Here is a 24,398-nt window from a genome sequence, read left to right as displayed (position 1 = left end):
GGCACCAGCACCGCGGCCGGGGAGACGGCCTCGTACGCGGCCTGCAGGGCGTCCACCTTCGGGACGACCAGGTAGTCGGCGTACTCGGCGGCCTCGTGGGTGAGGACCTTGACGGCGCCGTGCTCGGCGAGCGCGGCGGCGGTGTCGGCGGCGCCGTTGCCCAGTGCGACGGCGACCGGCTCGCCGATGCGGCGGGCCAGCGTCAGCAGCTCCAGGGTGGGCTTGCGGACGGCGCCGTCCACGTGATCGACGTAGACGAGAACTTCAGCCATGGGAATGCTCTCCTGCGAATTGCGAAGTCTTCAGGGGCGGTAAGGGGGGTGAGCCTTAGATGAACTTCTGGCTCGCGAGGTACTCGGCGAGCTGCTTGCCGCCCTCGCCCTCGTCCTTGACGATCGTGCCCGCGGTACGCGCCGGGCGCTGCGCCGCGGAGTCGACCTTGGTCCAGGCGCCCTCGAGACCGACCTCTTCGGCCTCGATGTCGAGGTCGGACAGATCCCAGGACTGAACCGGCTTCTTCTTGGCGGCCATGATGCCCTTGAAGGACGGGTAACGCGCCTCGCCCGACTGGTCGGTGACCGACACGACGGCCGGCAGCGACGCCTCCAGCTGCTCGGTGGCGGAGTCACCGTCCCGACGGCCCTTCACGATCCCGTCCTCGACGGAGACCTCGGACAGCAGCGTGACCTGCGGGACGCCCAGACGCTCGGCGACCAGCGCCGGCACGATGCCCGCAGTGCCGTCGGTGGAGGCCATACCCGAGATCACCAGGTCGTAGCCGGCCTTCTCGATCGCCTTCGCCAGCACCAGCGAGGTCCCGATCGCGTCGGTGCCGTGCAGGTCGTCGTCCTCGACGTGGACGGCCTTGTCGGCGCCCATGGACAGCGCCTTGCGCAGCGCGTCCTTGGCGTCCTCGGGACCCACGGTCAGGACGGTGACCTCGACGTCGTCGTCGGAGTTCTCCGAGATCTGCAGCGCCTGCTCGACCGCGTACTCGTCCAGCTCGGAGAGCAGACCGTCCACGTCGTCACGGTCGACGGTCAGGTCATCGGCGAAGTGCCGGTCGCCGGTGGCGTCGGGCACGTACTTCACGGTGACAACGATCCTCAAGCTCACGCCGGCTCTCCTACTGCTGCGTCGACATTTCTCTGCTGCCTACTTGCAGGCAGCATAGGCGCCCCAAGCGGCCGATCCCGATCGGGGCGACCCGCGCTCCGAACGAAATATTACTCGTCAGTACACCCAGTTCGTTCCCGCTAAGCAAGCGCTTTGAACTGTGACCTTCGCAACGCAGCGTAATCGGAACTCGACGTCTCCGCAGAAGGGGGCGTCAGTCGCGCAGACCGCCGAACCGGCCCTGGTGGTAGACGAGCGGACGGCCGGCACCGGCCGGATCGCCGAGGAGCACCTCGGCCAGGACGATGCGATGGTCCCCGGCGGGCACACGCGCGACGACGCGGCACACGAGCCAGGCCAGGACGTCGTCGAGGACGGGAACGCCTTCGGGGCCCTCACGCCAGGCGGTCGGCGCGCCGAAGCGGTCGGCGCCGCTACGGGCGAAGGTGGCGGCCAGCTCCTGCTGGTGCTCGCCGAGTATGTGCACGCCGACATGGTCGGCCTCGGATATCGCCGGCCAGCTGGAGGCGCCGACACCGACCCCGAAGGAGAGCAGCGGGGGCTCGACGGAGACCGAGGTGAGGGAGGTGGCGGTGAAGCCGACCGGACCTCCCTCACCACCGGCGGTGATCACGGCGACCCCCGCGGCGTGCCGCCGGAAGACGGAGCGCAGGAGGTCGGCGGAAGCGAGCTGAGGGGTACGGAGTTCCGGTGAGGCCGTCATGGAGTGGTCCTTCGGCAAGGAGGGTCGAGAGGGGCCGTGGGTGCTCAACAACCCGGACAGCGCGCGCTCGCCGTGCGGGCGAGGTCGACGTGGACCCGCCCGAAGAGAAGGAGTTCCGAAGGCATACGGTCAGGCTGACGATAGGTGGCGCGCACAGTCAAGTACGTCCCGGCATATGGGAGATGCCTCACCGTCCGCGTGAGCCGGGTCAAACCGCCTCCCCCAGCGCCGCGATGACGTCCGCCTTGCGCGGCTGCCCGCTGGCCCGCCGCACGACACGTCCGTCGGCGTCCAGCACGAGCACCGTCGGCGTCTTGAGGATGTCGAGTTCGCGTACGAGGTCCAGATGGGCCTCGGCGTCGATCTCGATGTGGGCGACTCCGGGCACCATCTCGACCACCTCGCCCAGGATCCGCTTGGTGGCACGGCAGGGCGCGCAGAAGGCGCTGGAGAACTGGACGAGCGTGGCACGCTCCCCCAACTCCCCGCCCAGTTCGGCCGCGCCGAGCCGCTTGCCGTCGTCACGCCCGCGCACGCGTACTCTCCCGCTCCGCCGCTTGTGCAGCACTCCGTAGGCGCTCGCGGCGACGAGCACCATCACACACACCACAACTCCGGCCATCACCCAGCTCCAGCGTTCACGAGACTGCAAAGATTCCCGGCGTCACTGACCGTTCCCCATGCGGAATGCTTGATTCATGGACATCGACGTGAGGGGACCGCGCTTCGGGGCGGCCGTGACGACCCTAGTACTGGCGGTCGTGCTGATCACCGGCAGCGTGTGGCTCCTGGCCTGGCAGACCCTGGCGTTCGCGCTGGGCGCGGCGGGCGGAGTGGCTCGTTCGCCGTACGGCTGGCTGTTCCGCAAGGCCGTACGGCCCCGGATCGGCCCGCCTGCCGAGTTCGAGGCGCCTCAGCCGCCGCGGTTCGCTCAGGCGGTCGGGCTCGCGTTCGCCGTCGTGGGGCTCATCGGTTACGCGCTCGGACCGACGTGGCTGGGACTCGCCGCGACCGGTGCGGCGCTCGCGGCCGCCTTCCTCAATTCCGCGTTCGGGTACTGCCTGGGCTGCGAGATGTACCTGCTCGTACGGCGGGCGACGGTACGCGCGCAGTAAAGGCGGCGTAAAAGCACGAGGTGGATCAAGCAGCGACGTGACAAGGATCTCGCCGTTCACGGGCACGAGGACTGGCCCCCGGTCCGTTCTTGGGGCACGATCTGCGAGATGCCGTAAACCTACGGCGCCGTAACTTTCCCGCCGGGAGCCATCTTTCCCAGCAGAGAAGGAAGGGTCCACCCCGTCCATGGCAGAGCTTGTCTATCGACCCGCTATCGGCCTCGCGCGCACGCTGTTCAAGGCGTGGGACCTCAAGATCGATTGCCAGGGGTCGGAGAACATCCCGCGCTCGGGCGGCGCCGTGCTGGTGAGCAACCACATCAGCTACCTGGACTTCATCTTCGACGGCCTGGCGGCGCTCCCGCAGAAACGCCTCGTTCGCTTCATGGCGAAGGAGTCCGTCTTCCGGCACAAGATCTCCGGACCGCTGATGCGCGGGATGAAGCACATCCCCGTGGACCGCAAGCAGGGTGAGACCGCGTACCAGCACGCGCTGGACTCGCTGCGCTCCGGCGAGATCGTCGGGGTCTTCCCGGAGGCCACGATCTCGCCGTCGTTCACCCTGAAGACCTTCAAGTCCGGTGCCGCGCGCATGGCCCAGGAGGCGGGCGTCCCGCTGATCCCGATGGCGGTGTGGGGCACGCAGCGACTGTGGACCAAGGGCCACCCCAAGAACTTCAAGCGCAGCCACATCCCGATCACGATCCGGGTGGGCGAGGCGATCGAGGCGTCCAAGGACAAGTACGCGGGCGCGATCACCCGTCAGCTGCGCGAGCGCGTCCAGGAGATGCTGGAGGCCGCGCAGCGCGCCTATCCGGTGCGGCCGAAGGACGCCGACGACACGTGGTGGATGCCGGCGCACCTCGGTGGGACCGCGCCGACGCCCGAGGAAGTCAAGGCGGCGGAAGCCCGCTGAGTTCTCGGCGGGACCGGTCGTCTCGCGGCCGCGGGCCGGTGAAGGCTGGTGACACCCCGCGGCGAAGCCGCGTTTCGGCACAGCCCCCGCGCCTCTTTGGCGTGCGGTACGGCCCGATAGAGTCCGTGCCGTAACCGGAAGTCAGGTGTCCGGGGTTCGCTACGGGGGCTGTGCATGCGGCGTTGGGTCAAGGTGTCGGTCACGGCTGCGGTCGTTGTGGGGATCGGCGGCTGGGTCGCCACCCCCTACGTCAACGACTGGTGGCTGCTGCGCACGGCCTGCGACGGGGCGCTGCCCGTGGACGCGGTGCGGGAACTCGGGCGCAACGGCTCGCACTTCAAGGACGCGACGAGCGCCTCTCATCCGGAGCTCGGCGACTACGGCTGCTCCCTCGACTTCGAGGGCGACGAACTGCGCAACGACCGGCTGCTGATGATGGAGGCGTACACCCGACGGGACGACGTGGACCGGGAGTTGATGACGGTCTTCCCGGAGACGGGGTTCGACACCATGGCGCCGATGCCGGACGGAATGCCGGGCTTCATCGACAAGTTCGGTGATCTCCAGTTCCTGGTGCCCTGTCCGGCCCTCGAGAAGGACGACGAGGGCCGGCGGCCCAAGCTGCTGGTGCGCACCCGGCTGGGCCGGGACACCCTGTGGGGCACGCCCGCCGCCTACGAGACGGCCGTGACCCTCACCAACTCCGCGTCCGAGCGGCTGGGTTGCGGCACGGAGCCGTTGAAGGCGCCCGGCGGCGAGGCCGCACCGGTGGATCCGGAGAAGGACCCGAGGACTGTGTCCCTGGACAGGTCCGCGGACACCGCCTGCGGCTGGGCCCTCAAGTCCGGACTGCTCAAGACGTCCCAGTGGCAGGTCGCGACGCTGATGAACGACGCGGGTCCGGTGGGACGTTGCGACCTGTACGCGCGGGACGCCGACTCCGGTGACATAGGGCCCCGGTTGACGTTCGCCGCCTGGTACGGCGACTGGAGCGGCCGTCTGATCGCCGAGGACGGCCGCCTGCCCGCGGCCCGTACGGCGACGGCTCGCTGCGACGGCGAGGCGGCCAACTTCGCCCTCAGCGCCGCCAAGGACGCTCCCGGGGTCGACGAGGCCGACAAGCGGAAGCTGCTCGCGGCCTTCGCCCGGGAGCAGGTGCGGCAGCGGGGTTGCACCGCTCTGCGGCTCGGCGGCTGAGTCCGCTCAGAACGTCATCCAGAGCGCCCTGACATAGCGGTCGTCGATCAACTGCCGCATGTCCGCCGCGCGTTCCGGCGGCACGTTCCGCGCCTTCGTCCAGGCGTCCAGCACGGCGAACAGCTGGTGTCGCCCGTCCATCAGGTCCCCTCCGACCGGACCGGAGACCGGCCGCTCGGCGATGTCCCCCACCGGCGGCCGACTGCTCAACTGCCGCGCGGCCGCCCGGTAGGCGCCGCGCGTGTGCTGCCGTACGGCCTTGTCGAAGGCCGCGAGGTCGGGGATGACGCCCTCCCTGGCGTAGCGCGCCCGGAGGTTCATCAGCGTGCCGACGCGGTCGGCGAGGTGTTCCAGATCGATGTCGACCCAGGTGTCGGCGGACCGGGCTGTCCCGTCCTTGTTGGGCTCCGGGTGGTAGTCGGGGTCCGTGCCCGTCCGGGTGAGGCGTTCGAGGTAGTACGCGAGACAGGCGCGTTGGGCGTCGTAGAGGATCGCGAACGCCTCGGGGTCCTCGGCCAGTTCGGCCATCAGGGCTTCCGGGTCGGCGCGTACGGAGGAATACGGCTGGGCGTGCTCGAAGTCGGCGTGCGCCTCACCGGGGGCGAGGAAGCGGCCGTACGGCGTCCAGCCGGTGTCGTCCGGGGCGGCCGACGTGGCGTCGGCGGCGGGGGTGTAGGACTCGTCGTCGGAGCTGAGATAGCGGTTCGCGTCCACGATGTACTCGGCGAGCAGACGGGCCAGGCCGGGTGCCATCCCGGCGGGCACCTCCTTGTCGTCGAAGGCGGCCACGACCGCGTAGGCGGCGCGGGCCTGGGCGAGGGTGTGGGGCTTGGCGTCGGCCGGGGCGCGGGTGGCCGCGTCGACGACCTGCCCGAGCACCCTGCCGCCGTCCCCGCACGGGTTCTCGTGCACCAGGAGGTCGCGCACGGCGCCGAACAGGGTCAGTTCGTCGCCCGGGTCGAGGGCGCGGGTGGCGGCCGCCGGGTCCTTCGCGAGCGCGCGGGTCGACGCGGGGATCTCCTGGCACGGGGGGTCGTCCCTGGAGTCCGCGAGGACGACCGGCACGGCCGTGGCCGTCGCCAGCACGGCCAGCGCCATGGCCGAGGTGAGCAGCCAGTGCTTTCTCAGCCGGGCGAGAGGTCCCGCCGGCTGTTCCGCGTCCACGCTCGTGCTGTCGTCCACTGCTCCCCCATCACGCATGCCGGGAGATTAGCGACTGCGACGGATCAGCCGCGCACCGGGTCGGCGTCACGCACCTCGATACGCGCTCCGGGGCTGAACTTCTCCAGCAGCTCGGCGAGTTCGGCTGCGGCCGCCTCCACGTCGGGGACCGGCATCGGGGACAGGCTCTCCAGCAGGAAGATCCCGGAAACGGTCGCCTCGGTGAGCCGGGTGCGCGGTCCCTGGCGCCAGTTCCAGCGCCGGCAGGTCACGCCCCGCTCGTCGCGCCAGACCACCTCCCCGGCGTCGGGGTGTTCGACGGCCTCCTCGCCGCCGGCGACGGTCACGAAGTCCTCGTCGCCGGTCGCCCGCACCAGGCGCATCCCACCCTCGATGCGGTCGATGTCCTCGCCGCCGACCGGGATCAGATGGGCGACGCTGATGGCGTTGTAGAGGTCGACGAGCAGATTGATCCGGGGCAGCCCGCCGTCCGCCAGAGCCCGCTTGGCCAGCGCCTCCGCGGAGTTGCGGGTGCGCGACGGCTTCGAGCCGAACGCCGTGTAGGCCTCGCGCCAGGCGGCCATGTGCGGGTCCTCGTGCGGGGGCCGCCCGTCCAGGCGTACGGCGAGACGGCGGGCGGCCTCGTCGAGGAGTGCCGAACTCGCGTCGGTGCTCGGTCCGTTGACGAGGCCGTGCGCTTCGACGGCGACGTGCGTGAAGCCGGGCGCGAGCGCGTGCACCTCGTCGGACACGGTCAGGGAGAAGGTCATCGGCTGCCTCAGAGTGCGGAGGGGAGCGTCTTCCACAGGGAGGGCCGGTCGGGGGCGGCCCGCAGAACACTCAACACGGTGGGATGCGGTTCAGCGTACAGCACCGGATAGTCCATCTCATTGGACTGCGGGTCCGGAATCCACGCCAGCCGCTCGCCTTCGAGGGAGAACCGGGCATCCACCCCCGGTTTGTTGCCGCGGGGATCCTGCCGGTGCCAGGCCCCGTTGAACCGGAGCGCGACCAGGCCGTGCACGACATGTCCGTCCCCGTCGTCGTCCGCCAGCCGCTGATAGCAGAGCGCGGTCGGAATGTCCTCGGCCCGCAGCAGCGCGGCCAGCGCGTGGGCCTTGGCGTAGCAGATGCCGGTGCCCTGTTCGAGCACATCGGAGGCCCGCCAGGTGACGCGCGGGTCGCCGGAGTCCTGCGAGTGGGGGATGGTGTCACGCACGAACTCGAAGGCCAGCTGCGCATAGGCATACGAGTCCGCGGCCTCCGCGGCGAGGAGCGCGGCCGTCTCGCGCACCCGTGGGTGGTCATGGTCGATGACCTCGTCGGCGGCCAAGTACGCGGACAGGTCAGGGGTGTTCTGGATCAGCTCCATGACCGCAGAGCATAGGAATGCGATCACCCGAGAGTCAATGCTTTTTCAGGTGACCGCATATCTATGCATGATGCGAGACGTCGCTAGTGCGCCATCTCCTCCTTCAGGGCCGCGACGAACGCGTCCACGTCCTCCTCGGTCGTGTCGAAGGCGCACATCCAGCGCACCACACCCGCCGTCTCGTCCCAGAAGTAGAACCGGAACCGCTTCTGCAGGCGCACGCTCACCTCGTGCGGGAGCTTGGCGAACACGCCGTTGGCCTGCACCGGGTAGAGGATCTCCACGCCGTGGACGGCACGGACGCCCTCCGCGAGCCGCTGGGCCATCTCGTTGGAGTGGCGGGCGTTGCGCAGCCACAGGTCCTTGGCGAGCAACGCCTCCAGCTGGACCGACACGAAGCGCATCTTGGAGGCGAGCTGCATGGACAGCTTGCGCAGATGCTTCATATGGCTGACGGCGTCCTGGTTGATGACCACGACGGCCTCGCCGAACAGCGCGCCGTTCTTGGTCCCGCCGAGCGAGAGGATGTCGACGCCGACCGCGTTGGTGAACGTCCGCATCGGGACGTCCAGGGAGGCGGCCGCGTTGGCTATGCGGGAGCCGTCCAGGTGCACCTTCATGCCGTGCGCGTGGGCGTGGTCGCAGATGGCGCGGATCTCGTCCGGTGTGTAGAGGGTGCCCAGCTCCGTGCTCTGGGTGATCGAGACGACCTGTGGCATCGCGCGGTGCTCGTCGTCCCAGCCGTACGCCTGCCGGTCGATCAGCTCGGGCGTGAGCTTGCCGTCCGGCGTGGGCACCGTGAGCAGCTTGAGGCCGCCCATGCGCTCGGGGGCGCCGCCCTCGTCCACGTTGATGTGCGCGCTCTCCGCGCAGATCACCGCGCCCCAGCGGTCGGTGACCGCCTGGAGGGCGACGACGTTGGCGCCGGTGCCGTTGAAGACGGGGAACGCCTCGGCCGTGGCACCGAAGTGGCTGCGGACGATCGTCTGGAGGTTCTCGGTGTAGTCGTCCTCGCCGTAGGCGACCTGGTGCCCGCCGTTGGCCAGGGCCAGGGCGGCGAGCACCTCCGGGTGGGCGCCGGCGTAGTTGTCGCTGGCGAAGCCCCGGCTGTCCGGGTCGTGGTGCCGGCGGGCGTCGGTCTTCGGAGGGTTCACGGCTTCTCGGTGAGCCACAGACGGTTTCCGTTCACTTCCCCGGCGGACTTCTCCCAGACGTCGGCGATGGCCCCCGCGAGGTCCTTGACGTCCGTGAAGCCCGCGAACTTCGCGTTGGGTCGCTCGGCGCGCATCGCGTCGTGCACCAACGCCTTCACCACCAGGATGGTGGCGGCCGAGGTGAGCTCCTCACCCGCCCCCGCCTTGCGGAAGAAGTCGGCCATGGCGAGCGTCCAGGCCTCGGCGGCCGCCTTGGCGGCGGCGTAGGCGGCGTTGCCCGCGGAGGGCTTGGTCGCGCCCGCGGCGCTGATCAGGACGTAGCGGCCGCGGTCGCTGCGCTGGAGCACCTCGGAGAAGGCGAGGGAGGTGTGCTGCACGGTGCGGATGAGCAGCAGCTCCAGGAAGTCCCAGTCGTCCAGGCTCGTCTTGATGAAGGTCTCGCTGCCGCGCCAGCCACCGACGAGGTGGACCACGCCGTCGACGCCACCGAAGTCCTTCTCGATACGCGTGGCCCAGTCACGGGTGGACTCCAGGTCCAGCAGGTCGACCGGCTCACCGGTGACCGTGGCACCACCGGCGCTGTAGCGGGCCGCGTCCACGGCCTCCGCGAGGCGCTCGGGGTCGTTGTCGGCGCCGACGACCGTCGCCCCGGCCTCGGCAAGACGCAGCAGTGTCGCGCGGCCCGCGGGACCGCCCGCGCCGGCCACCGCGATCACCGCACCGCTGAGAGCTCCGTTCCCCGCCATGTTCTTCGCCTCCTGAGCTTGCCGTGCAGTGTTCTCGGTGCCGCTGTCGCTCACGCGGCGATCCGCTCGGCGCTCTCCGCGGTAATGCCCCGGGTCGAGGCGATCACGTTCTTGAGCTTCTTGGAGAGGGCCTCATAGAACATGCTCAGCGGAAACTCGTCCGGAAGCACGTCATCGACGAGCTTTCGCGGCGGCTGGGACAGGTCGAGGGCGTCGGGACCCTTGGCCCAGCGGGAGCCGGGGTGCGGGGCGAGGTACTGCGACACCAGGTCGTACGCGGCGAACCAGTGGACGAGTTTCGGACGGTCGATGCCCGCCCGGTAGAGGTCCTCGATCTCGGCGCACAGCTGGTTGGTGACCTGCGGGGCGCGCTGCCAGTCGATGTACAGCTTGTTGTCGGTCCAGCGGACGACGTCGTGCTTGTGCAGGTAGGCGAAGAGCAGCTGGCCGCCGAGGCCGTCGTAGTTGCGGACCCGCTCACCGGTGACCGGGAAGCGGAACATACGGTCGAAGAGCACCGCGAACTGCACGTCGCGGGCCTGCGAGACGCCTTCCGCCTCCAGCTTCACGGCCTCCCTGAAGGCGGTGAGGTCGCAGCGCAGCTCTTCGAGGCCGTACATCCAGAACGGCTGGCGCTGCTTGATCATGAAGGGGTCGAAGGGCAGGTCACCGTGGCTGTGGGTGCGGTCGTGGACCATGTCCCACAGGACGAAGGCCTCCTCGCAGCGCGTCTGGTCGTGGACCATCGCGGCGACGTCCTCGGGCAGCTCCAGACCCAGGATGCCGACGGCGGCGTCGGTCACCCGGCGGAAGCGGGCGGCCTCGCGGTCGCAGAAGATGCCACCCCAGGAGAATCGTTCCGGCGCCTCGCGCACGGCGATGGTCTCCGGGAAGAGGACGGCCGAGTTGGTGTCGTAGCCGGCCGTGAAGTCCTCGAACTTGATGCCGCAGAACAGCGGGTTGTCGTAGCGCGTGCGCTCCAGCTCGGCCAGCCACTCGGGCCAGACCATGCGCAGCACGACCGCTTCGAGATTGCGGTCGGGGTTGCCGTTCTGGGTGTACATCGGGAAGACGACCAGGTGCTGGAGACCGTCCGCGCGCCCCTTGGCGGGCTGGAAGGCCAGCAGCGAGTCGAGGAAGTCGGGCACCTCGAAGCCACCCTCGGCCCAGCGCTTCAGGTCCTTGACCAGGGCCTCGTGGTACGCACCGTCGTGCGGGAGCAGCGGGGACAGCTCCTCGACGGCGTCGACGATCCGCCGTACGACAGCCTCGGCGTCCGCGCACCCCGGGGCACCATCGGCGGTGAAGTCGATCGACCCGTCCTTGGCCTGCCAGGGCCGGATCCGCTCCACGGCATCCTTGAGCACGGGCCAAGCCGGGTGCTCCACCACCCTGGTCACGGGAAGAGCCCGCTCCCCCGTCGCCGCCTGCACAAGAATTTCCGTCATGTCCCATCCTCCACGGGAGAACCTCACGTCAGGACACCGTATGCATAGAGGCTTTCTTCCAGCAAGTGACGACTCGGGAAATTATCCTGCGTGACCGCATGGTCACGAAACTTTTTCCTGCCAGATGCCATGAGCGCCACTCAGGTGGGTATACGTGTCCCTCTCGGCGGACCCACGTGGTCAATGTCCGCAGGACTCGCCCACCCCAGGGTGACCACCCGGAGCCGTACCGGGCAGGTCCGCCCCTCGCGCCACCCCGAACCCCGTGTACGCGCGGGTACATCACCGGCCGGGCGCACTAGGCTGCGGATCTGCCCGCGCGATCGTCCGCTCCGGTCCGCGCGGACGCCGAGCCGCCGTCGACGGAAGCGAGTTGTACCTTGAACTTCCTTACCATCGGTCATCGCGGGGTCATGGGTCTCGAACCCGAGAACACCCTCCGTTCCTTCGTGGCCGCCCAACAGGCCGGCCTCGACGTCATCGAACTCGACCTGCACCTGAGCAAGGACGGTGCCCTGGTCGTCATGCACGACACGGACGTGGACCGCACGACCGACGGTTCCGGTCCGATCGCAGAGAAGACCCTCGCCGAACTACGCGCCCTGGACGCGGGCCGCGGTGAGCGCGTGCCCGTCTTCGAGGAGGTCCTGGACGCGGTGCGGTCGCCGCTCCAGGCCGAGATCAAGGACATGCAGGCGGCCCGGGCACTGGCCGAGGTCATGCTCAGGCGGGACCTGGTCGCCCGGGTGGAGGTGTCCTCGTTCCATGACGAGGCGATCGCCGAGATCTCCCGCCTGGTGCCGGGCGTACGGACCGCGCTGATCGCCAGCCGGTACGGCACCGACATCGTGGACCGCGCCGTCGAGGCCGGTGCCGCGACCGTCTGTCTGAACATCCGGCGGATCACGCTGGAGGTCGTGGAGGCCGCCCGCAAGGCGGATCTCAGGATCATCGGCTGGGTGGTGAACACACAGGACCATCTGCGGCTCGTACGGGCCCTGCAGCTGGACGGCGCGACCACCGACTACCCGGAGATCAAACGCACCGCCCGCTTCACCGCATAGCCCTCTGCATGAACGTCACACCAGCGGCTTGACCAGCAGCTCGAACTGAAGGTCGTCGCGCTGCGGAACACCGAAACGCTCGTCGCCGTACGGGAACGGGGTCATCCGGCCCGTACGGCGGTAGCCGCGGCGCTCGTACCAGGCGATCAGGTCGTCCCGTACGGAGATCACCGTCATCTGCATCTCGGTGGCGCCCCACTCCTCGCGGACCCGGCGCTCGGCCTCGGCGATGATCACCTTGCCGAGGCCGCCGCCCTGGAGCTTCGGGCTGACCGCGAACATCCCGAAGTAGGCGTGACTCCCGCGGTGTTCGAGCTGGCAGCAGGCGACGGCCTCGCCGTCGCGCTCGACGACGAGCAGCCGGCTGTCGGGCGACTTGATGACCTCGAGAACGCCCTCGGGGTCGGTCCGCTGGCCCTCGAGGATGTCCGCCTCGGTGGTCCACCCCGCCCGGCTGGAGTCCCCGCGGTACGCCGACTCGATCAGCGTGACCAGCGTGTCCACGTCGGTGTCGACGGCATCGCGGAAAGTGAGTCCAGCGGTCATGAGGCGTATCTCCGCTCTCGGGCACGGCACGGGGCACGGACGAGCGTAGCGCTCCCACTAGGCTCCGCTGCATGGTGCATGTACTGAGCGGCCGGACCCTCCTCCACCCCACCGACCCCGAGCGTTCCCGGGCCTTCTACGGCGAGCAGCTCGGCCTCGGCGTCTACCGCGAGTTCGGCACGGGGCCCGAGCGCGGCACCGTCTACTTCCTCGGCGGAGGCTTCCTGGAGCTCTCGGGACGCTCCGAGACGCCCCCGTCCCCGGCCGTGCAGCTGTGGATGCAGGTCGCGGATGTGACAGCCGCGCACGAGGAGCTGGTGGCGAAGGGCGTCGAGATCGTACGGCCGCCGGTGAAGGAACCCTGGGGACTGATCGAGATGTGGATCGCCGATCCGGACGGCTGCCGGATCGTCCTCGTCGAGGTACCCGAGGACCACCCGATCCGCTTCCGCCCAGGCATCTGACGACCGCCGGGCGGAGAGCGGCCGGCGGGTCGGGCCATTGCCGTGACGGTGTGATCCGGATCCTCGCCCAGGCCCGGTGTTCCCAGCCTCGGTCGGTGCGCGGCCTCGTCGCGGTACCGCAGCAGATGGGCGGCCGCGACCACGGACCGGCGCTGTGCGGCGACGAGCTTGCACACCCAAGGGTCGGTGACGAACGAGGTGCGGTACGCCGTCGCGGGTACGCGGGCTCACGGTCGCCGGGCCGGAGCGCGACGCCGGATGGCAGCGGCGGTCGAGCGGGGCTAGCGTGCGAAAGGGGACGCCCGCGTCGGCAGGAAGGCCGTGACGCCATGAAACTCGACAGGCCGGTGGCCGGTGGGCCCTGCTGGGCCGAGGTGGGAACCCCGGATCTGGAGGCCGGCCGGCGCTTCTACGACGAGCTCTTCGGCTGGCGGACGGAGACCGACTCCCGCGAGGAGATGGGCGGCTACACGATCGCGTACGTGGGTCATCTCCCCGTCGCCGCGCTCGTGCCGCTGGGCGACGAGCCGCAGCCGGTCACGTGGTTCGTGACGTTCGCCGTGGCGGACGTCGATGCCACGGTGGAGAAGATCGAGTCGGCTGGTGGCACCGTGGTGTTCGAGCCCGGGGACGTTCCCGGCATGGGCCGCTTCGCCTCCGTCGCCGATCCGCAGGGCGCCGGTTTCCATGTGTGGCAGGCGCAGGGCTTCGAAGGTGCGGGGCTGCTCAACGAGCCGGGCTCGCTGGGCTGGGTGGAGCTGATGAGCAGACAGCCCGAGCGGTCGATGGACTTCTACACCACGGTGTTCGGCTGGAGTGTCAACGCCTCGGAGCACTACACGCAGTGGGCCCTCGACGGCGCCGACTTCGGCGGCATGGTGACGATGGACGACAAGTTCCCGCCCGAGGTGCCGCCGCACTGGCTGCCGTACTTCGCGGTGGCGGACGTGGACGCGAGCGCGGCCACGGCGACGGAGGCGGGCGGCACCGTCCTGATGGAGCCCACCACGGTGCCCGACAGCCTGCGCATCGCGGTGCTGCGGGACCCCCAAGGGGCGATGTTCGGGGTGTACTTGGCGGGCGCGGAACACTGATCCGCGGCCGCCACGAAACGCGCTTGCGTTGAAGTGCGCTCCAGCCCATAGCGTCGTACGCACGAACTGCCCGGAGGGGGAACTGAATCGTGCGCTACACACTGTTCGGCAGGACCGGTCTGCGCGTGAGCGAGCTGAGCCTCGGCACGATGGTGATGGGTGAGGACCCGGGCGCCGGCTCCGACAAGGAGACCAGCGGCAGGCTCCTCGACGCCTACGCCGACGCGGGTGGCAATCTCATCGACACGGCCGACATCTACTCGGGCGGCGGCTCGGAGCGGATCCTCGGCGAGCTGCTGGAGGGCCGGCGTGAGGAGTTCGTGCTGGCCAGCAAGTACACGTGCGGCACCCGCGCGGGGGATGTCAACGCGGCCGGCAACCACCGCAAGAACCTGGTGCGGTCGGTGGAGGCGAGCCTGGAGCGGCTGCGCACCGACCGGCTCGACGTCCTGTGGGTGCACGCGCGGGACAACTTCACCCCGGTCGACGAGGTGATGCGGGCGCTCGACGACCTCGTACGGACCGGGAAGGTGCTGTACGTCGGTGTCTCGGACTGGCCCGCCTGGGAGATCGCGCAGGCCAACACCCTGGCGGAGCTGCGGGGTTGGACCGCGTTCGCGGGTTCGCAGCTGCGCTACAACCTGCTGGAGCGGACGCCGGAGCGTGAACTGCTGCCGCAGGCGCGGGCGTTCGGCCAGGCGGTGCTGGCGTGGGCGCCGCTGGCTGCCGGGAAGCTGACCGGTAAGTACCGGCGGGGCGAGCCGGGCCGGCTCGACTCCTGGGGCGGCAAGCCGAGCGCCCAGGAGGAAGAGGTCGTCACCGCCGTCCTGGAGATCGCCGAACAGGGCGGCTGGAGCCCGGCCCAGGTGGCACTGGCCTGGCTGCTCCAGCGGCCAGGCAACGTCGTTCCGATCATCGCGGCCACCAAGGAGCACCAGCTCGCCGACAACCTCGGCAGCCTCGACGTCCGCCTCGACGCCGACGCGGTCGCCCGACTGGACGAGGTGAGCGCGGTGTCGCTGGGCTTCCCTCACGACTTCGTGAGGGACCCGGACGTCGTCCGGACGATCTACGGCGACCGCTGGACGGACATCGACGACCGCCGCTCCGGGTACCGGCGTACGGCCACCGACATCCTCTAGCCCCTTCCAGTCCCCGAAGTACTTCCGGTCCCTTCTAGTCCACGAAGTAGCTGTCGTGCCGGACGCGGAACTGCTCGAGTTCCTCGCCACCGCGCTGCGCCATCTCCGCGACCCGCTCGAAGTACTCCTCGCGCGGGGCGCCCGGGGAGAAGAGCATGAGCATGGACATCGGCTCGTCGGTCGCGTTCTTGAAAGCGTGCAGACCGCCGACCGGCACGTACAGGAAGTCGCCCGCGCGGCCCGTGACCCACTTCTCGCCGTCGTAGAGCTCCAGTTCGCCCGACAGGACGTAGAAGGACTCCGACATCGCCTTGTGGAAGTGGGTTCTGGCGCCGGCGGACCGTGGGCCCAACTCCGCTTTGTAGAGGCCGAACTCGCCGCCGGTCGAGGCGTGGGTGGCGAGGAAGTGGGTCGACCCGCCGGGCGAGGAGACATCCGCGGGGGTGCCGGCGGGGCGGAAGACGGCGTTCACCTCACCCTTGTCGCCGTGGTAGCGGGGCTCCGGGTACGGGAGTTGTTCCGGGTAGGACATGATGCGCTCCTTCTGACAGGTCTCCACCGGAAGCGTGGCTCGCGCCCCCGGAGGGCCGCATCGGGCCTGCGGACGATCTTGGCCGATCCGGGAACGAGGGCCACGGACCTAGGCCTGCTCGCGATGCGGTCGTCAGGCGAGCGGTGTCACCGTCACCGAGTCGAGGACCGGGGCGTGGGCGGAGCGCTGTCCGTGGGCGTTCGTGCCGGTGCCGTCGAAGTCGGTGAGTTCGTCGGCGGTGAACGTGACGGTGTTCGCGCCCTGTTGGAGGGTGACGGGGACGGAGAGCCGCCAGAAGTTGTTGAAGTGGAAGGTGGTGGGGAACAGGACGCGGCGGGAGTCGTCCCCGTTGACGGTGATGTCCGCGTGACGGCAGACCGGGTCCGGGTTGTAGTGGGTGCTCGGCGGCTGCTCGCCGTTGGAGTAGCGGATCGTCAGCGCGTGGCGTCCGGGGCGGTCCGCCGTCACCGTCAGGGTGAGCGCGTTGGCGGGGCCGCGGCCGATGCCGTCGACGGCCTTGCCGCCGGTGGCGTAGGAGAACGCGGTCACCTTCGCGGTGCCGGTGAGCACGCCGTCCTGCGCCGGGTACGTCGCGGTGGGCAGCAGCCCACGCGCCGGACCGACGGTCAACTGTTCCACGAGGAGCTCTTCCGAGGTCGCCTCGACCGTGACCTTGTTGACGCCGCCGGCGAGGAAGACAGGGAGGTCCGCGGCCTCGATCCGCCCGATCTCCTCCCCGTTGACCGTCAGCAGCCCCTCGCCGTTCCCGCGGAGGGCGACGGTCGCCTCTCCGTCGTCGGCCGCGTGCACCCAGAAGGTCGCGCTCCCACCGCGCGGAAGCACGGCGGCGGGGCCGCTCACGCGCGCTCCGTCGGCGAGGGCCGCGTACCCGGCGTCGTACCGCGCGACCCTCTGCGGGTCGCGCAGGACCAGCTCCAGCCGGTCGACGAGCGCGTCGCCCCGGGTGGCACCGAGGTCGGGGTCCTGTGCCGTGAGGGTGATCAGGTGACGGCCCGCGGTCAGGTCCGCCTCGGTGTCGGTGTGGCCCCAGACTGCCGGTTTGTAGCCGAGCGGCAGCAGGAGCTCGCGCGGGTCCTTACCGTCGACGCGCAGGAACACGTTGGTGGGGCCGTGCTCCCGCACCGGTTCGGCGAGGTTGTGCGCGTTGGCGTGGACACGGATCTCGTACGTCCCGTCCCTCGGGACCTCGACGTCGAAGGCGAGCACGCCGTCGGAGCCGGTGCGCAGACCGCCGACGTGGTAGCCGCCGGAGGTGGCGAACTTGTCGACGTCCGCCGGGGACCCCTCGGGACCGTTCTTCGAGTAGCCGCCGCCCGTGTAGACGGCGTCCTCGGCCTCGTAGGTCCTCCGCCAGCCCGCCGGCGGCTGCGGGCGCACAGGTCCGTCGCCGCCGGGCGACAGGATCAGTTGGTAGGCGGACATCTCGTCGAGGCCGGTCAGGGGCAGCGTCACCCTGCCGTCCACCACCGGGAGTTCCTCCTCCTTCAGGATCAGCGGCTGGGCGGAGGCGCCGAGTTGGCCCGTCCAGGGGATCTCCTGGAGCCGTGCGCGGACGGTCGCGCCGAAGAGGTCGATCCGCTGCACGACGATGTCGGCGCGACCGCCCGATCCTCCGAACAGCACCCGCGCCTGCCGCTTCTTCCGGTCGAGCGTGGCGACGCCCTGGAGCGTGTACTGGACGTTGGGCTGCGGCGCGGTCACCGCGACCGTGTTCCCGGTCATCTGGCCGTAGGCGTTGAACAGCCACCACTGCCCGTTGGCCTTGTTGGCCTCGACGGCGGAGTCGTTGAGGTTGCCGGCGATGTTCCAGTACGCCATGTCGGCGTCGATCTTGCACTCCTCGATGGCGGCGATCCACTGGATCATCTGCCCGGGGACGGACAAGTGGTAGTTGTGGGCGTACTCGTTGACGTTGACGGGCAGCGGCCCGATGCCCAACTCGCGTTCCCACGCGCGGTACTCGGCCACGCTCGTGCGGACCTCGGCGGGCGAGGACAGCTCGTGCCAGGTGATCACGTCGGGCAGCACGTCGTGTTCCTTGGCGAAGGCGAGGAAGCCCTTGACCTCGGGGTACAGGATGCAGGTGTTGGGTCCGGCGACACGGGCGTCCGGGTCGAGGTCCTTGATCAGCCGGTAGATGTCCCGCCAGGCGGCGAAGTAGTGCCCCGGGTCGGTGTGCCACGAGATGCCGTCGTAGCTCCACTCCCCCTCGCCGAACATGTTGCCCTCGGGTTCGTTGAACGGGACGTGGACGATGTGGGACTTCAACTCACCCATGGTCAGGACCTGTTCGACCTGCTTGCGGATGCTCTCCGTGTAGCCGGCCAGCCGTTCCTCGCCGGTGGCGCCGGGCCACTCGTAGGGGAAGCCGCGCAGGATGTCCGGCATGTAGAGGTAGACGTCCCGGCCGCCGGCCGCGACGAAGGACGGCAGGATCTCCAGGGCGTCCGCGCCGGGGTGCTGGATGCCGTCCTGGGCCTTGGTGGCGACCGTGCGGACGTACATGCCCTCGACGACGGCACGGCTGGGCACACCGTCGCCGTAGAGGCCGTAGAGCGTGCCGCTCGCGCCGCCGTGGAAGGGGCCCGTCTCGGTGCCGAGGTCGACGGTGAGCGTTTCGGCTGCCACGACGTCTCTCCTTCGTCCGGTATCTCGCACGCGAGTCGGTGCGTCGAACCGAACCTAGGGAGGAGGTGTGGATCACGTCAATGGAGGGGCCGCTTCCGAATTTTCCGGAGCGACCGGTCAGACGCGGAGCGCTCCGAGACGGCCTTCGAGCCGCGTCAGCAACTCGCCGAGCAGCGAGGCCAGTTCCCCCTGCTTCTCCCCGTCCAGCACGGACAGCACCGCGGTCTCGTACGCGAGTTGCTCGGGCAGGATCCCGTCGACGAGATCGCGGCCGGCGTCCGTGAGGCGGAGGTGGACCACCCGGCGGTCGCGGGTGTCGCCACGGCGTTCGACCAGTCCGCGCTCGGTGAGCTGCTTGAGGCGCTTGGTGACGGCGGCGCCCGAGGAGAAGGTCTCACGGGCCAGGTCGCCGGGGGTCAGTTCATGGCCGGTGCGGCGGAGCGCGCCGAGCAGGTCGAACTCGGGGCGGCTGAGACCGGCCCGGCGCAGGGGGGCGTCCTCGGCCTGCTGGAGGAGCGCGGCGGAGCGGTTGATGCGGCCGATGATCTCCATGGGTCCGGTGTCGAGGCCGGGATGGACGGTCTGCCACTGCCGGACGACCGCCGCGACCGTGTCCGTCCTCGGGCCGTCTCCCCCGCTGGTCTCCGCCGTCATGGCCGTACGTCCTCCGTCGTCGCGCTGGTCAGCCGTCGTGTCGTCGCGGCGAGCGTACGGTGTCCCGCCTGCTCGGCGAGCACGACCCGCTCCTGGGGCAGGGCGCGCTGCCACCATTCGCCGGACGCGGCGTCCACGGTGGCACGCAGCTCGACCAGGGCGGCGGCCAGGGTCCGGCGCGCCGACTCCAGGGCGGCCGGAGCCGGGTACTGCTCGGCAAGGAGGCGGGCCGTGCGCTCACGGGCGCGGTCCACGGCGCTCAGCGCGTGCTTGACGCGGTCACCGGCGCGCCGGTCGGTGACGGCGATCGCGGCGACGAAGCCGACCAGGGCGCCGACGGCGGTGTCCACGAGCCGCTCGGCGATCAGCCGGCCGGGCTCCTGGAAGCCGGCGAACTCGGTGATGAGCAGCGCCATCGGGGTCACGCAGACGCTGCCGAGCCAGTAGTTGCGGCTGATCAGCGCCTCCGCGCCGAAGTTGAAGGCGAGGCAGCACAGGACGAGGGCGGCCGGGCCGAGGTGGGCGAGCGGGACGACGGCGGCGAAGAGAAGGACGCCGGCGAGATTGCCGACGACGCGCTGGACGCCGCGGCTCCAGGTCAGGGTGAGGTTGGCCTGGTAGAGGGAGGCGGCGGTGACCAGGGCCCAGTACGGGCGGCCGACGCCGAAGGCCAGGGAGGCGAATCCGGCGAGGGCGCACCCGAGGGCGGTGCGCAGGGCGAGCGGGCCCAGGGGGCCGAGCCGGCGCCACCACGGGACGGTTTCCAGGCTGAGTTCGGCGTCGATGCCGAGCAGTTCACCCCGGTCCTCCGTCCGCGGGACCGGTCCGTTGCCGCGCAGGTCGCGCGCCCAGGCCCGCAGCCGTTCGGGGTCGGTGTCGGCGGGGGCGGCGAGGGCGACCTCGGCGCGGACGACGAGGCGGTCGAGGGCGCGGCGGGGCTCGGTGCGGGCGCCGGCGGACAGCAGCGCCTGCCAGGCGGCCTGGACGGCGGCTGCCGCGGCGGCCCTGGCGCGGGGGTCGTCGGGCTTCTCGGCGTACGCGGCGGCGGTGCGCAGCGCGTGGGCGGTGGCCCGGCGTTCCGGGCCGTGCGGGCGGACCAGGCCGGGTGCCATGCCGATGAGCCAGGCCCAGACGCCCGCCGTGGCGGCGAGAGCCAGGTGGCCGGGGACCTGGGCGAGGGTCTGCGGGGCGAACAGGGCGGCGGAACTGATGAAGGTGAAGATCACGTTGCCGGGCGGGCCGATACGGGCCGCGTCGCACAGGGCCTTCTGCGCCGCGGCCAGCAGGGCGCCGACCGTGACCAGCGCCACGGCGCTCGTGGTGAGCGACGCGGCGACGAGGGCGACGGCGAGGCCGGCGAGCATGCCGAGCACGACCCAGGCCAGGGCGCGGGCCCGGGCGGCGTAGGGGCGGTTGTGGGCGTACAGCGCGCACAGGGACCCGGCCATCGCGTACATCGCCAGGTCGAGCCGGCCGAGTGCCAGCAGGGTCAGGTTGGGCGGGGCGACCGCGACGACCACGCTCAGGGCGGGCTTGAACCAGATGTCCGAGGGTCGGCCGAGGCGCAGGACGCCGGCGAGGGGGAGACGTGGGGTCGCGGTGCTCATACGGATAACCTTAACAGGTGTTTTACTCGTAAACGATTTTGGCGGGTCTCCGCTGACCTGCCGTGCTCCGCCGAATGCTCCCCGTGTACACCCTTGCGCCCGCGTGCGCGCCACAGCGGTGGGGCATCGCATCCCTGACCGACCGTCGAGCGGGGAGGTGCGTGTGCACGGACCGGCTTCGCCCGGCTGGCTGCTGGTGGCGCTGTGTGCGGCGACCGGGGCCTACTGTCTGCTGCGGATGCGCAGCGAGGTCGAGGAGCAGCGCCGTGCGGCGGGCGGCGAGGCGCTCATGGGCTTCGGCATGGCCGCGATGGCCGTACCGGCGGCGGTGTTCACCCCGCCGCCGTGGGCCTGGTCCGGCTATGCCCTCGTGTTCGGCGCGGCCGCCTTACGGGCGCTGTGGGCGGCACGGACGAGCACCCACCATCTGCACCACCTGGTCGGGGCGTCGGCCATGGTCTACATGGCGGTGGTGATGGCCGCCTCGCCCGGGCATCACGCGGGATCCGGGATCCCCTCGCTGACCGGGGCGTTGCTCCTCTACTTCGTGGGGTACGTCCTGCTGTCCGGAGTGCGGCTGGTGCCCGTGGCCGCCGGGGGCGGGACCGTCGGCTGGGGCGACCGGCCGGAGCTGGCGCGGGCGTGCCGGCTGTCGATGGGGATCGCCATGGTCGCGATGCTGGCGACGCTCTGAACACCTCCGTGTCCTGCGTCACTTTGCCCTCGTGGTCCGTACCCCCGGGCGGTGAGCCGCTCATAGGCTGCTCCCATGATGGTCCCCGCGGCACTGTTGCTGCTCGGCGCGCTGACCGCCGTCCTCGCCCCCCGGCTGCTCGCCCGGGCCGACTGGGTGGACCGTGAACCCGTGGTCGCCCTGTGGGTGTGGCAGTGCGCGGTGGCGGCCGTGCTCCTGTGCTGCGCCCTGTCGATGACGCTCAGCGCGGCAGCGGCCTGGCAGGCGGTGCGCGGCCATGTCTTCGCGCCGGCGCCGTCCGGCGTCGTGGAGGCGTACGCGCTCGGCAGGGGCGGCAGCTGGGCGGCGACGACCGCGGTGACACTGGCGCTGGGCGGGGTGTGGAGCGCGGCGATGCTGGTCCGGGAGGTCGTACGGGCGCGTGCGCGGCGTCGGCTGCGCAGGGCCGAACTCCTGGTGCGGGCCCCGATGTTGCCCGGCGAGGAGCGGGGCGCCGGACCTCTCGTGGTCCTGGAGGGCGAGCGGCCCGACGCGTGGTGGCTGCCCGGGTCGGCGCCCCAACTGGTCATCACCACGGCCGCGTTGCGCCGCCTGAAGGGGCGCCGGCTGGACGCTCTGCTGGCCCACGAGGAGGGTCACGCGCTGGCCCGGCACGACTGGCTGCTGCACAGTTCGGGCGCGTTGGCGGGCGGGTTTCCGCAGGTTCCGGTGTTCGCCGCGTTCCGCGACGAGATGCACCGGCTCGTCGAGCTCGCCGCGGACGACATGGCCTCGCGCCGCTTCGGGCGTCTGACGACCGCGCTGGCGCTGGTGGAACTCAACGAGGACCGGGGGGTGTTCGGGCCCTGCCCGACCCCGCAGGCCCATGTCCCGCAGCGCGTGAACCGGTTGCTCACTCCCCGGGACCGGCTCACGGCGGCCCGCCGGCTGCGCCTGACGGCGGCGGCGGCACTGGTGCCGGTGGTCCCGGTGCTGGTGGCGTTCGTGCCGGGATTGCGGGCGCTCGGCTAGGGCTGTCCGGCGGAATTCGCCTCCTGCCCCGCCGGTCGGCGAGGATCGTAGTATGCACTCGCCGACCGTCGACGCCCCGTCCCGCCCGCAGGGCCCGCGCACCGCCCTCCGCTCGGCCGGTGTCCTGACCGTGTGCTCCGTACTGCTGCTCACCCTGGTCGCGGTCCGGTGGCACCCGCTGATGAGCCTCGACCAGGACATCGCGACGACCACGCACCGCTGGGCGGTGGACGAGTCAGGGCTCACCCACGCCTTCCGCATCCTCACCGACTGGGTGTGGGACCCGTGGACGATGCGACTGCTGTGCGCGGTGGTCGCCCTGTGGCTGATGTGGCGACACCGGGCGTGGTGGACGGCCCTGTGGCTGGGGTTCACGTGCTTGCTGGGCACCCTGCTGCAACAGGGGCTCAAGGCCGGCGTCGACCGTCCCCGCCCGGTCTGGCCCGACCCCGTCGACTCGGCCCACTACGCGGCCTACCCCTCCGGCCACGCCATGACCGCCACGGTCGTCTGCGGCCTCCTGCTGTGGCTCCTGCACCACCACGGCGCCGACCGCCGCCTCTTCCACACGGTCCTGGCCCTCTCCCTCGTCTCCGTCGTCGGCGTCGGCCTCACCCGTATCTGGCTCGGCGTCCACTGGACCTCGGACGTCGTGGGCGGCTGGCTGCTGGGGGTGCTGGTGGTGGCCGTGGCGGTGTTCGTGCACGAACGGCGCAAGACGTGAGCTACCGCTATGTGGGACCGGCGGAGATCCGGGCGCTGGTCCGCCCCGGCGCCGGGGGCCGTGCCATCGGGTCACCGGCCGACCTGGGCGCCTGGGTGGCCGAGCGCGGCGTGGCCGAGGCGCGGGAGCCGTACACCTTCGTCGTGGACCTGGACGGCCGGCTGCGGCTCGCGCCGCGGCGCAGCGAGCACGTGGCCTGCGCGGGCGGCGGTTCCGTGTTGGCGGCGGGAGAGATGGCCTTCAGCCGCGCGTCCGGGCCGTGGACGGCCCACGAGATCAGCAACCAGTCGACCGGCTACTGCCCGGACGTCACGTCGTGGCACGCGGTCGCCCGTGCCCTGGAGTCCGCGGGTGTCGGCCATCCCGGCCGCTTCACCCACGAGGTGGTGTTCCGTCGCTGCGAGCGGTGCCGGGAGTGTTCCGTGGTGCGTGAGGGCGAGTTCGTGTGCGTGTTCTGCGGCAGTGATCTTCCGGTCGAGTGGAACGTCGACTCGTAGGATCTGCGCATGATCGCAGTGCTGTTCGACTTCTCCGGGACCCTGTTCCGCATCGAGTCCACCGAGTCCTGGCTGCGCGGAACGCTCGCCGAAGCCGGGATCGCGCTCCCCGAGGCCGAGATCACCTCGGCGGCGAAGGCGCTGGAGGTGGCGGGGGCGCTGCCGGGCGGGGCGAATCCGGTGCGGGTGCCCGAGGAACTGGCGAGCCGGTGGGCGACCCGGGACGAGAGCGCCGAGTTGCACCGGGCCACCTACACCGGGCTCTCCCGGCAGGTGCCGCTGCCCGACCCGCGGCTGCACGACCGGCTCTACGACCGCCACCGGTCGCCGTCCGCCTGGCAGCCCTACCCGGACGCCGCCGAGGTGCTCCGGGACCTGCGCGAGCGCGGGATCGGCGTCGGGGTCGTCAGCAACATCGGGTGGGACCTGCGGCCCGTGTTCCGGGAGCACGGCCTCGACCCGTACGTCGACGTGTATGCGCTGTCGTACGAGCACGGTGTCCAGAAGCCGGATCCGCGGCTGTTCGCCCTCGCCTGCGAGGGCCTCGGGGCCGACCCGCGCACCACCCTGATGGTCGGTGACGACCGGCGGGCCGACGGCGGTGCGGCCGCGCTGGGCTGCGGGCTGCACTTCGTGGACCATCTGCCGGTGACCGAGCGCCCGGACGGGCTGCTGGCGGTGCTGGATCTCGTGGACGGGGCACGGGAGGACACCGCCGATAAGTAGCCTCAGGCCACCACTGGAGCGGAAGAACCGCCCGCCTCGGGCGAT

26 protein-coding genes and 2 pseudogenes are annotated in these 24,398 nt (G+C 70.9%); 12 read left to right on the top strand and 16 right to left on the bottom strand.

The genetic code is table 11. The features are described 5' to 3' along the window. From ACIOHP_RS48205 to ACIOHP_RS48190, 4 genes and pseudogenes are all read right to left on the bottom strand, one after another. Window positions 1-272, bottom strand: a pseudogene (locus tag ACIOHP_RS48205) (electron transfer flavoprotein subunit alpha/FixB family protein); the annotation flags it as partial. Between the two features lie 55 nt (window positions 273-327). After that, window positions 328-1,116 carry an electron transfer flavoprotein subunit beta/FixA family protein gene (locus tag ACIOHP_RS48200; RefSeq protein WP_401897953.1) on the bottom strand — a complete coding sequence of 263 codons (789 nt, stop codon included), beginning with the start codon at window positions 1,114-1,116 and terminating at the stop codon, window positions 328-330. A gap of 214 nt (window positions 1,117-1,330) precedes the next feature. After that, a complete protein-coding gene (locus ACIOHP_RS48195; protein ID WP_401897951.1) occupies window positions 1,331-1,840 on the bottom strand; it encodes a flavin reductase family protein in 510 nt (169 codons plus the stop codon). A 208-nt stretch (window positions 1,841-2,048) separates the two neighbouring features. Next, window positions 2,049-2,462, bottom strand: a complete 414-nt coding sequence (locus ACIOHP_RS48190; protein WP_327715477.1) for a thioredoxin family protein — start codon at window positions 2,460-2,462, stop codon at window positions 2,049-2,051. A 76-nt stretch (window positions 2,463-2,538) separates the two neighbouring features. Here ACIOHP_RS48190 and ACIOHP_RS48185 point away from each other — a divergent pair, with 76 nt between their 5' ends. The 3 genes from ACIOHP_RS48185 (at window position 2,539) to ACIOHP_RS48175 (ending at window position 5,068) form a co-directional block, all read left to right on the top strand. Continuing rightward, window positions 2,539-2,955: a DUF4395 domain-containing protein gene (locus ACIOHP_RS48185; protein ID WP_361549734.1), complete on the top strand. Its 417-nt coding sequence runs from the start codon at window positions 2,539-2,541 to the stop codon at window positions 2,953-2,955. Window positions 2,956-3,142: 187 nt separating this feature from the next. Further along, window positions 3,143-3,871 carry a lysophospholipid acyltransferase family protein gene (locus ACIOHP_RS48180; protein WP_361549732.1) on the top strand — a complete coding sequence of 243 codons (729 nt, stop codon included), beginning with the start codon at window positions 3,143-3,145 and terminating at the stop codon, window positions 3,869-3,871. 174 nt (window positions 3,872-4,045) lie between these two features. Further along, window positions 4,046-5,068 (top strand): hypothetical protein, encoded by a 1,023-nt coding sequence (locus tag ACIOHP_RS48175; protein WP_401897948.1) that lies wholly within the window; start codon window positions 4,046-4,048, stop codon window positions 5,066-5,068. Between the two features lie 6 nt (window positions 5,069-5,074). On the opposite strand, the gene ACIOHP_RS48170 is transcribed toward ACIOHP_RS48175, so the two are convergent. From ACIOHP_RS48170 to ACIOHP_RS48145, 6 genes are all read right to left on the bottom strand, one after another. Next, complete coding sequence (locus tag ACIOHP_RS48170) at window positions 5,075-6,268, bottom strand: hypothetical protein (RefSeq protein ID WP_401897945.1); 1,194 nt, start codon at window positions 6,266-6,268, stop codon at window positions 5,075-5,077. Between the two features lie 26 nt (window positions 6,269-6,294). Further along, window positions 6,295-6,999, bottom strand: a complete 705-nt coding sequence (locus tag ACIOHP_RS48165; protein WP_401897943.1) for a B3/4 domain-containing protein — start codon at window positions 6,997-6,999, stop codon at window positions 6,295-6,297. An 8-nt stretch (window positions 7,000-7,007) separates the two neighbouring features. Next, a complete protein-coding gene (locus ACIOHP_RS48160) occupies window positions 7,008-7,601 on the bottom strand; it encodes a transglutaminase domain-containing protein (RefSeq protein ID WP_401897940.1) in 594 nt (197 codons plus the stop codon). Window positions 7,602-7,684: 83 nt separating this feature from the next. Then, on the bottom strand, window positions 7,685-8,755 hold the full coding sequence (locus tag ACIOHP_RS48155; RefSeq protein ID WP_266832015.1) for a low specificity L-threonine aldolase: 1,071 nt from the start codon (window positions 8,753-8,755) through the stop codon (window positions 7,685-7,687). Continuing rightward, on the bottom strand, window positions 8,752-9,501 hold the full coding sequence (locus ACIOHP_RS48150) for an SDR family oxidoreductase (protein WP_361492414.1): 750 nt from the start codon (window positions 9,499-9,501) through the stop codon (window positions 8,752-8,754). Before ACIOHP_RS48150 ends, ACIOHP_RS48155 begins: the two co-directional genes overlap by 4 nt. Before the next feature lie 50 nt (window positions 9,502-9,551). Next, entirely contained in the window at window positions 9,552-10,949 is a 1,398-nt protein-coding gene (locus tag ACIOHP_RS48145) for a DUF6421 family protein (protein WP_401897937.1), read from the bottom strand. A 380-nt stretch (window positions 10,950-11,329) separates the two neighbouring features. Between ACIOHP_RS48145 and ACIOHP_RS48140 the strand changes: the two genes are divergently transcribed. Continuing rightward, window positions 11,330-12,013, top strand: coding sequence for a glycerophosphodiester phosphodiesterase family protein (locus ACIOHP_RS48140; protein ID WP_307034070.1), 684 nt, complete (start codon window positions 11,330-11,332; stop codon window positions 12,011-12,013). Window positions 12,014-12,028: 15 nt separating this feature from the next. Here the strand turns inward: ACIOHP_RS48140 and ACIOHP_RS48135 are convergent, their stop codons facing one another. Further along, window positions 12,029-12,559, bottom strand: coding sequence for a GNAT family N-acetyltransferase (locus ACIOHP_RS48135; protein WP_401897935.1), 531 nt, complete (start codon window positions 12,557-12,559; stop codon window positions 12,029-12,031). Between the two features lie 71 nt (window positions 12,560-12,630). Here ACIOHP_RS48135 and ACIOHP_RS48130 point away from each other — a divergent pair, with 71 nt between their 5' ends. Beyond that, a complete protein-coding gene (locus ACIOHP_RS48130) occupies window positions 12,631-13,023 on the top strand; it encodes a VOC family protein (RefSeq protein ID WP_401897933.1) in 393 nt (130 codons plus the stop codon). A gap of 101 nt (window positions 13,024-13,124) precedes the next feature. Here ACIOHP_RS48130 and ACIOHP_RS48125 read toward each other — a convergent pair. Further along, window positions 13,125-13,217 (bottom strand): annotated as a pseudogene (locus ACIOHP_RS48125) (N-acetyltransferase); the annotation flags it as partial. A gap of 135 nt (window positions 13,218-13,352) precedes the next feature. Between ACIOHP_RS48125 and ACIOHP_RS48120 the strand changes: the two are divergent. After that, complete coding sequence (locus tag ACIOHP_RS48120) at window positions 13,353-14,117, top strand: VOC family protein (protein WP_401897931.1); 765 nt, start codon at window positions 13,353-13,355, stop codon at window positions 14,115-14,117. An 89-nt stretch (window positions 14,118-14,206) separates the two neighbouring features. After that, window positions 14,207-15,259, top strand: a complete 1,053-nt coding sequence (locus tag ACIOHP_RS48115) for an aldo/keto reductase (RefSeq protein ID WP_401897929.1) — start codon at window positions 14,207-14,209, stop codon at window positions 15,257-15,259. A 34-nt stretch (window positions 15,260-15,293) separates the two neighbouring features. Here ACIOHP_RS48115 and ACIOHP_RS48110 read toward each other — a convergent pair whose 3' ends face one another. From ACIOHP_RS48110 to ACIOHP_RS48095, 4 genes are all read right to left on the bottom strand, one after another. Next, on the bottom strand, window positions 15,294-15,791 hold the full coding sequence (locus ACIOHP_RS48110; protein WP_361549711.1) for a cupin domain-containing protein: 498 nt from the start codon (window positions 15,789-15,791) through the stop codon (window positions 15,294-15,296). Between the two features lie 132 nt (window positions 15,792-15,923). Beyond that, the gene (locus ACIOHP_RS48105; protein WP_401897927.1) at window positions 15,924-18,440 is read right to left on the bottom strand and encodes a cellulosome protein; all 2,517 of its coding nucleotides are present in this window, start codon (window positions 18,438-18,440) and stop codon (window positions 15,924-15,926) included. A gap of 117 nt (window positions 18,441-18,557) precedes the next feature. Further along, window positions 18,558-19,094 carry a MarR family winged helix-turn-helix transcriptional regulator gene (locus ACIOHP_RS48100; protein WP_401897925.1) on the bottom strand — a complete coding sequence of 179 codons (537 nt, stop codon included), beginning with the start codon at window positions 19,092-19,094 and terminating at the stop codon, window positions 18,558-18,560. Continuing rightward, entirely contained in the window at window positions 19,091-20,701 is a 1,611-nt protein-coding gene (locus tag ACIOHP_RS48095; protein ID WP_401897922.1) for an FUSC family protein, read from the bottom strand. Before ACIOHP_RS48095 ends, ACIOHP_RS48100 begins: the two co-directional genes overlap by 4 nt. Before the next feature lie 163 nt (window positions 20,702-20,864). Here ACIOHP_RS48095 and ACIOHP_RS48090 point away from each other — a divergent pair, with 163 nt between their 5' ends. The 5 genes from ACIOHP_RS48090 (at window position 20,865) to ACIOHP_RS48070 (ending at window position 24,353) form a co-directional block, all read left to right on the top strand. After that, window positions 20,865-21,395 carry a DUF5134 domain-containing protein gene (locus ACIOHP_RS48090; protein WP_401897920.1) on the top strand — a complete coding sequence of 177 codons (531 nt, stop codon included), beginning with the start codon at window positions 20,865-20,867 and terminating at the stop codon, window positions 21,393-21,395. A 75-nt stretch (window positions 21,396-21,470) separates the two neighbouring features. Beyond that, window positions 21,471-22,406 (top strand): M56 family metallopeptidase, encoded by a 936-nt coding sequence (locus ACIOHP_RS48085; protein WP_401897917.1) that lies wholly within the window; start codon window positions 21,471-21,473, stop codon window positions 22,404-22,406. 52 nt (window positions 22,407-22,458) lie between these two features. After that, window positions 22,459-23,130, top strand: coding sequence for a phosphatase PAP2 family protein (locus ACIOHP_RS48080; protein ID WP_401897915.1), 672 nt, complete (start codon window positions 22,459-22,461; stop codon window positions 23,128-23,130). Further along, a complete protein-coding gene (locus ACIOHP_RS48075) occupies window positions 23,127-23,627 on the top strand; it encodes a hypothetical protein (protein ID WP_401897913.1) in 501 nt (166 codons plus the stop codon). Before ACIOHP_RS48080 ends, ACIOHP_RS48075 begins: the two co-directional genes overlap by 4 nt. Window positions 23,628-23,636: 9 nt before the next feature. Then, window positions 23,637-24,353 carry an HAD family hydrolase gene (locus ACIOHP_RS48070; RefSeq protein WP_401897911.1) on the top strand — a complete coding sequence of 239 codons (717 nt, stop codon included), beginning with the start codon at window positions 23,637-23,639 and terminating at the stop codon, window positions 24,351-24,353. Window positions 24,354-24,398: the final 45 nt, after the last annotated feature.

Source organism: Streptomyces sp. NPDC087859, from assembly GCF_044742595.1.
GTDB classification, from domain to species: Bacteria; Actinomycetota; Actinomycetes; order Streptomycetales; family Streptomycetaceae; genus Streptomyces; species Streptomyces canus_F.
This window is presented reverse-complemented; position numbering and strand designations above follow the sequence as displayed.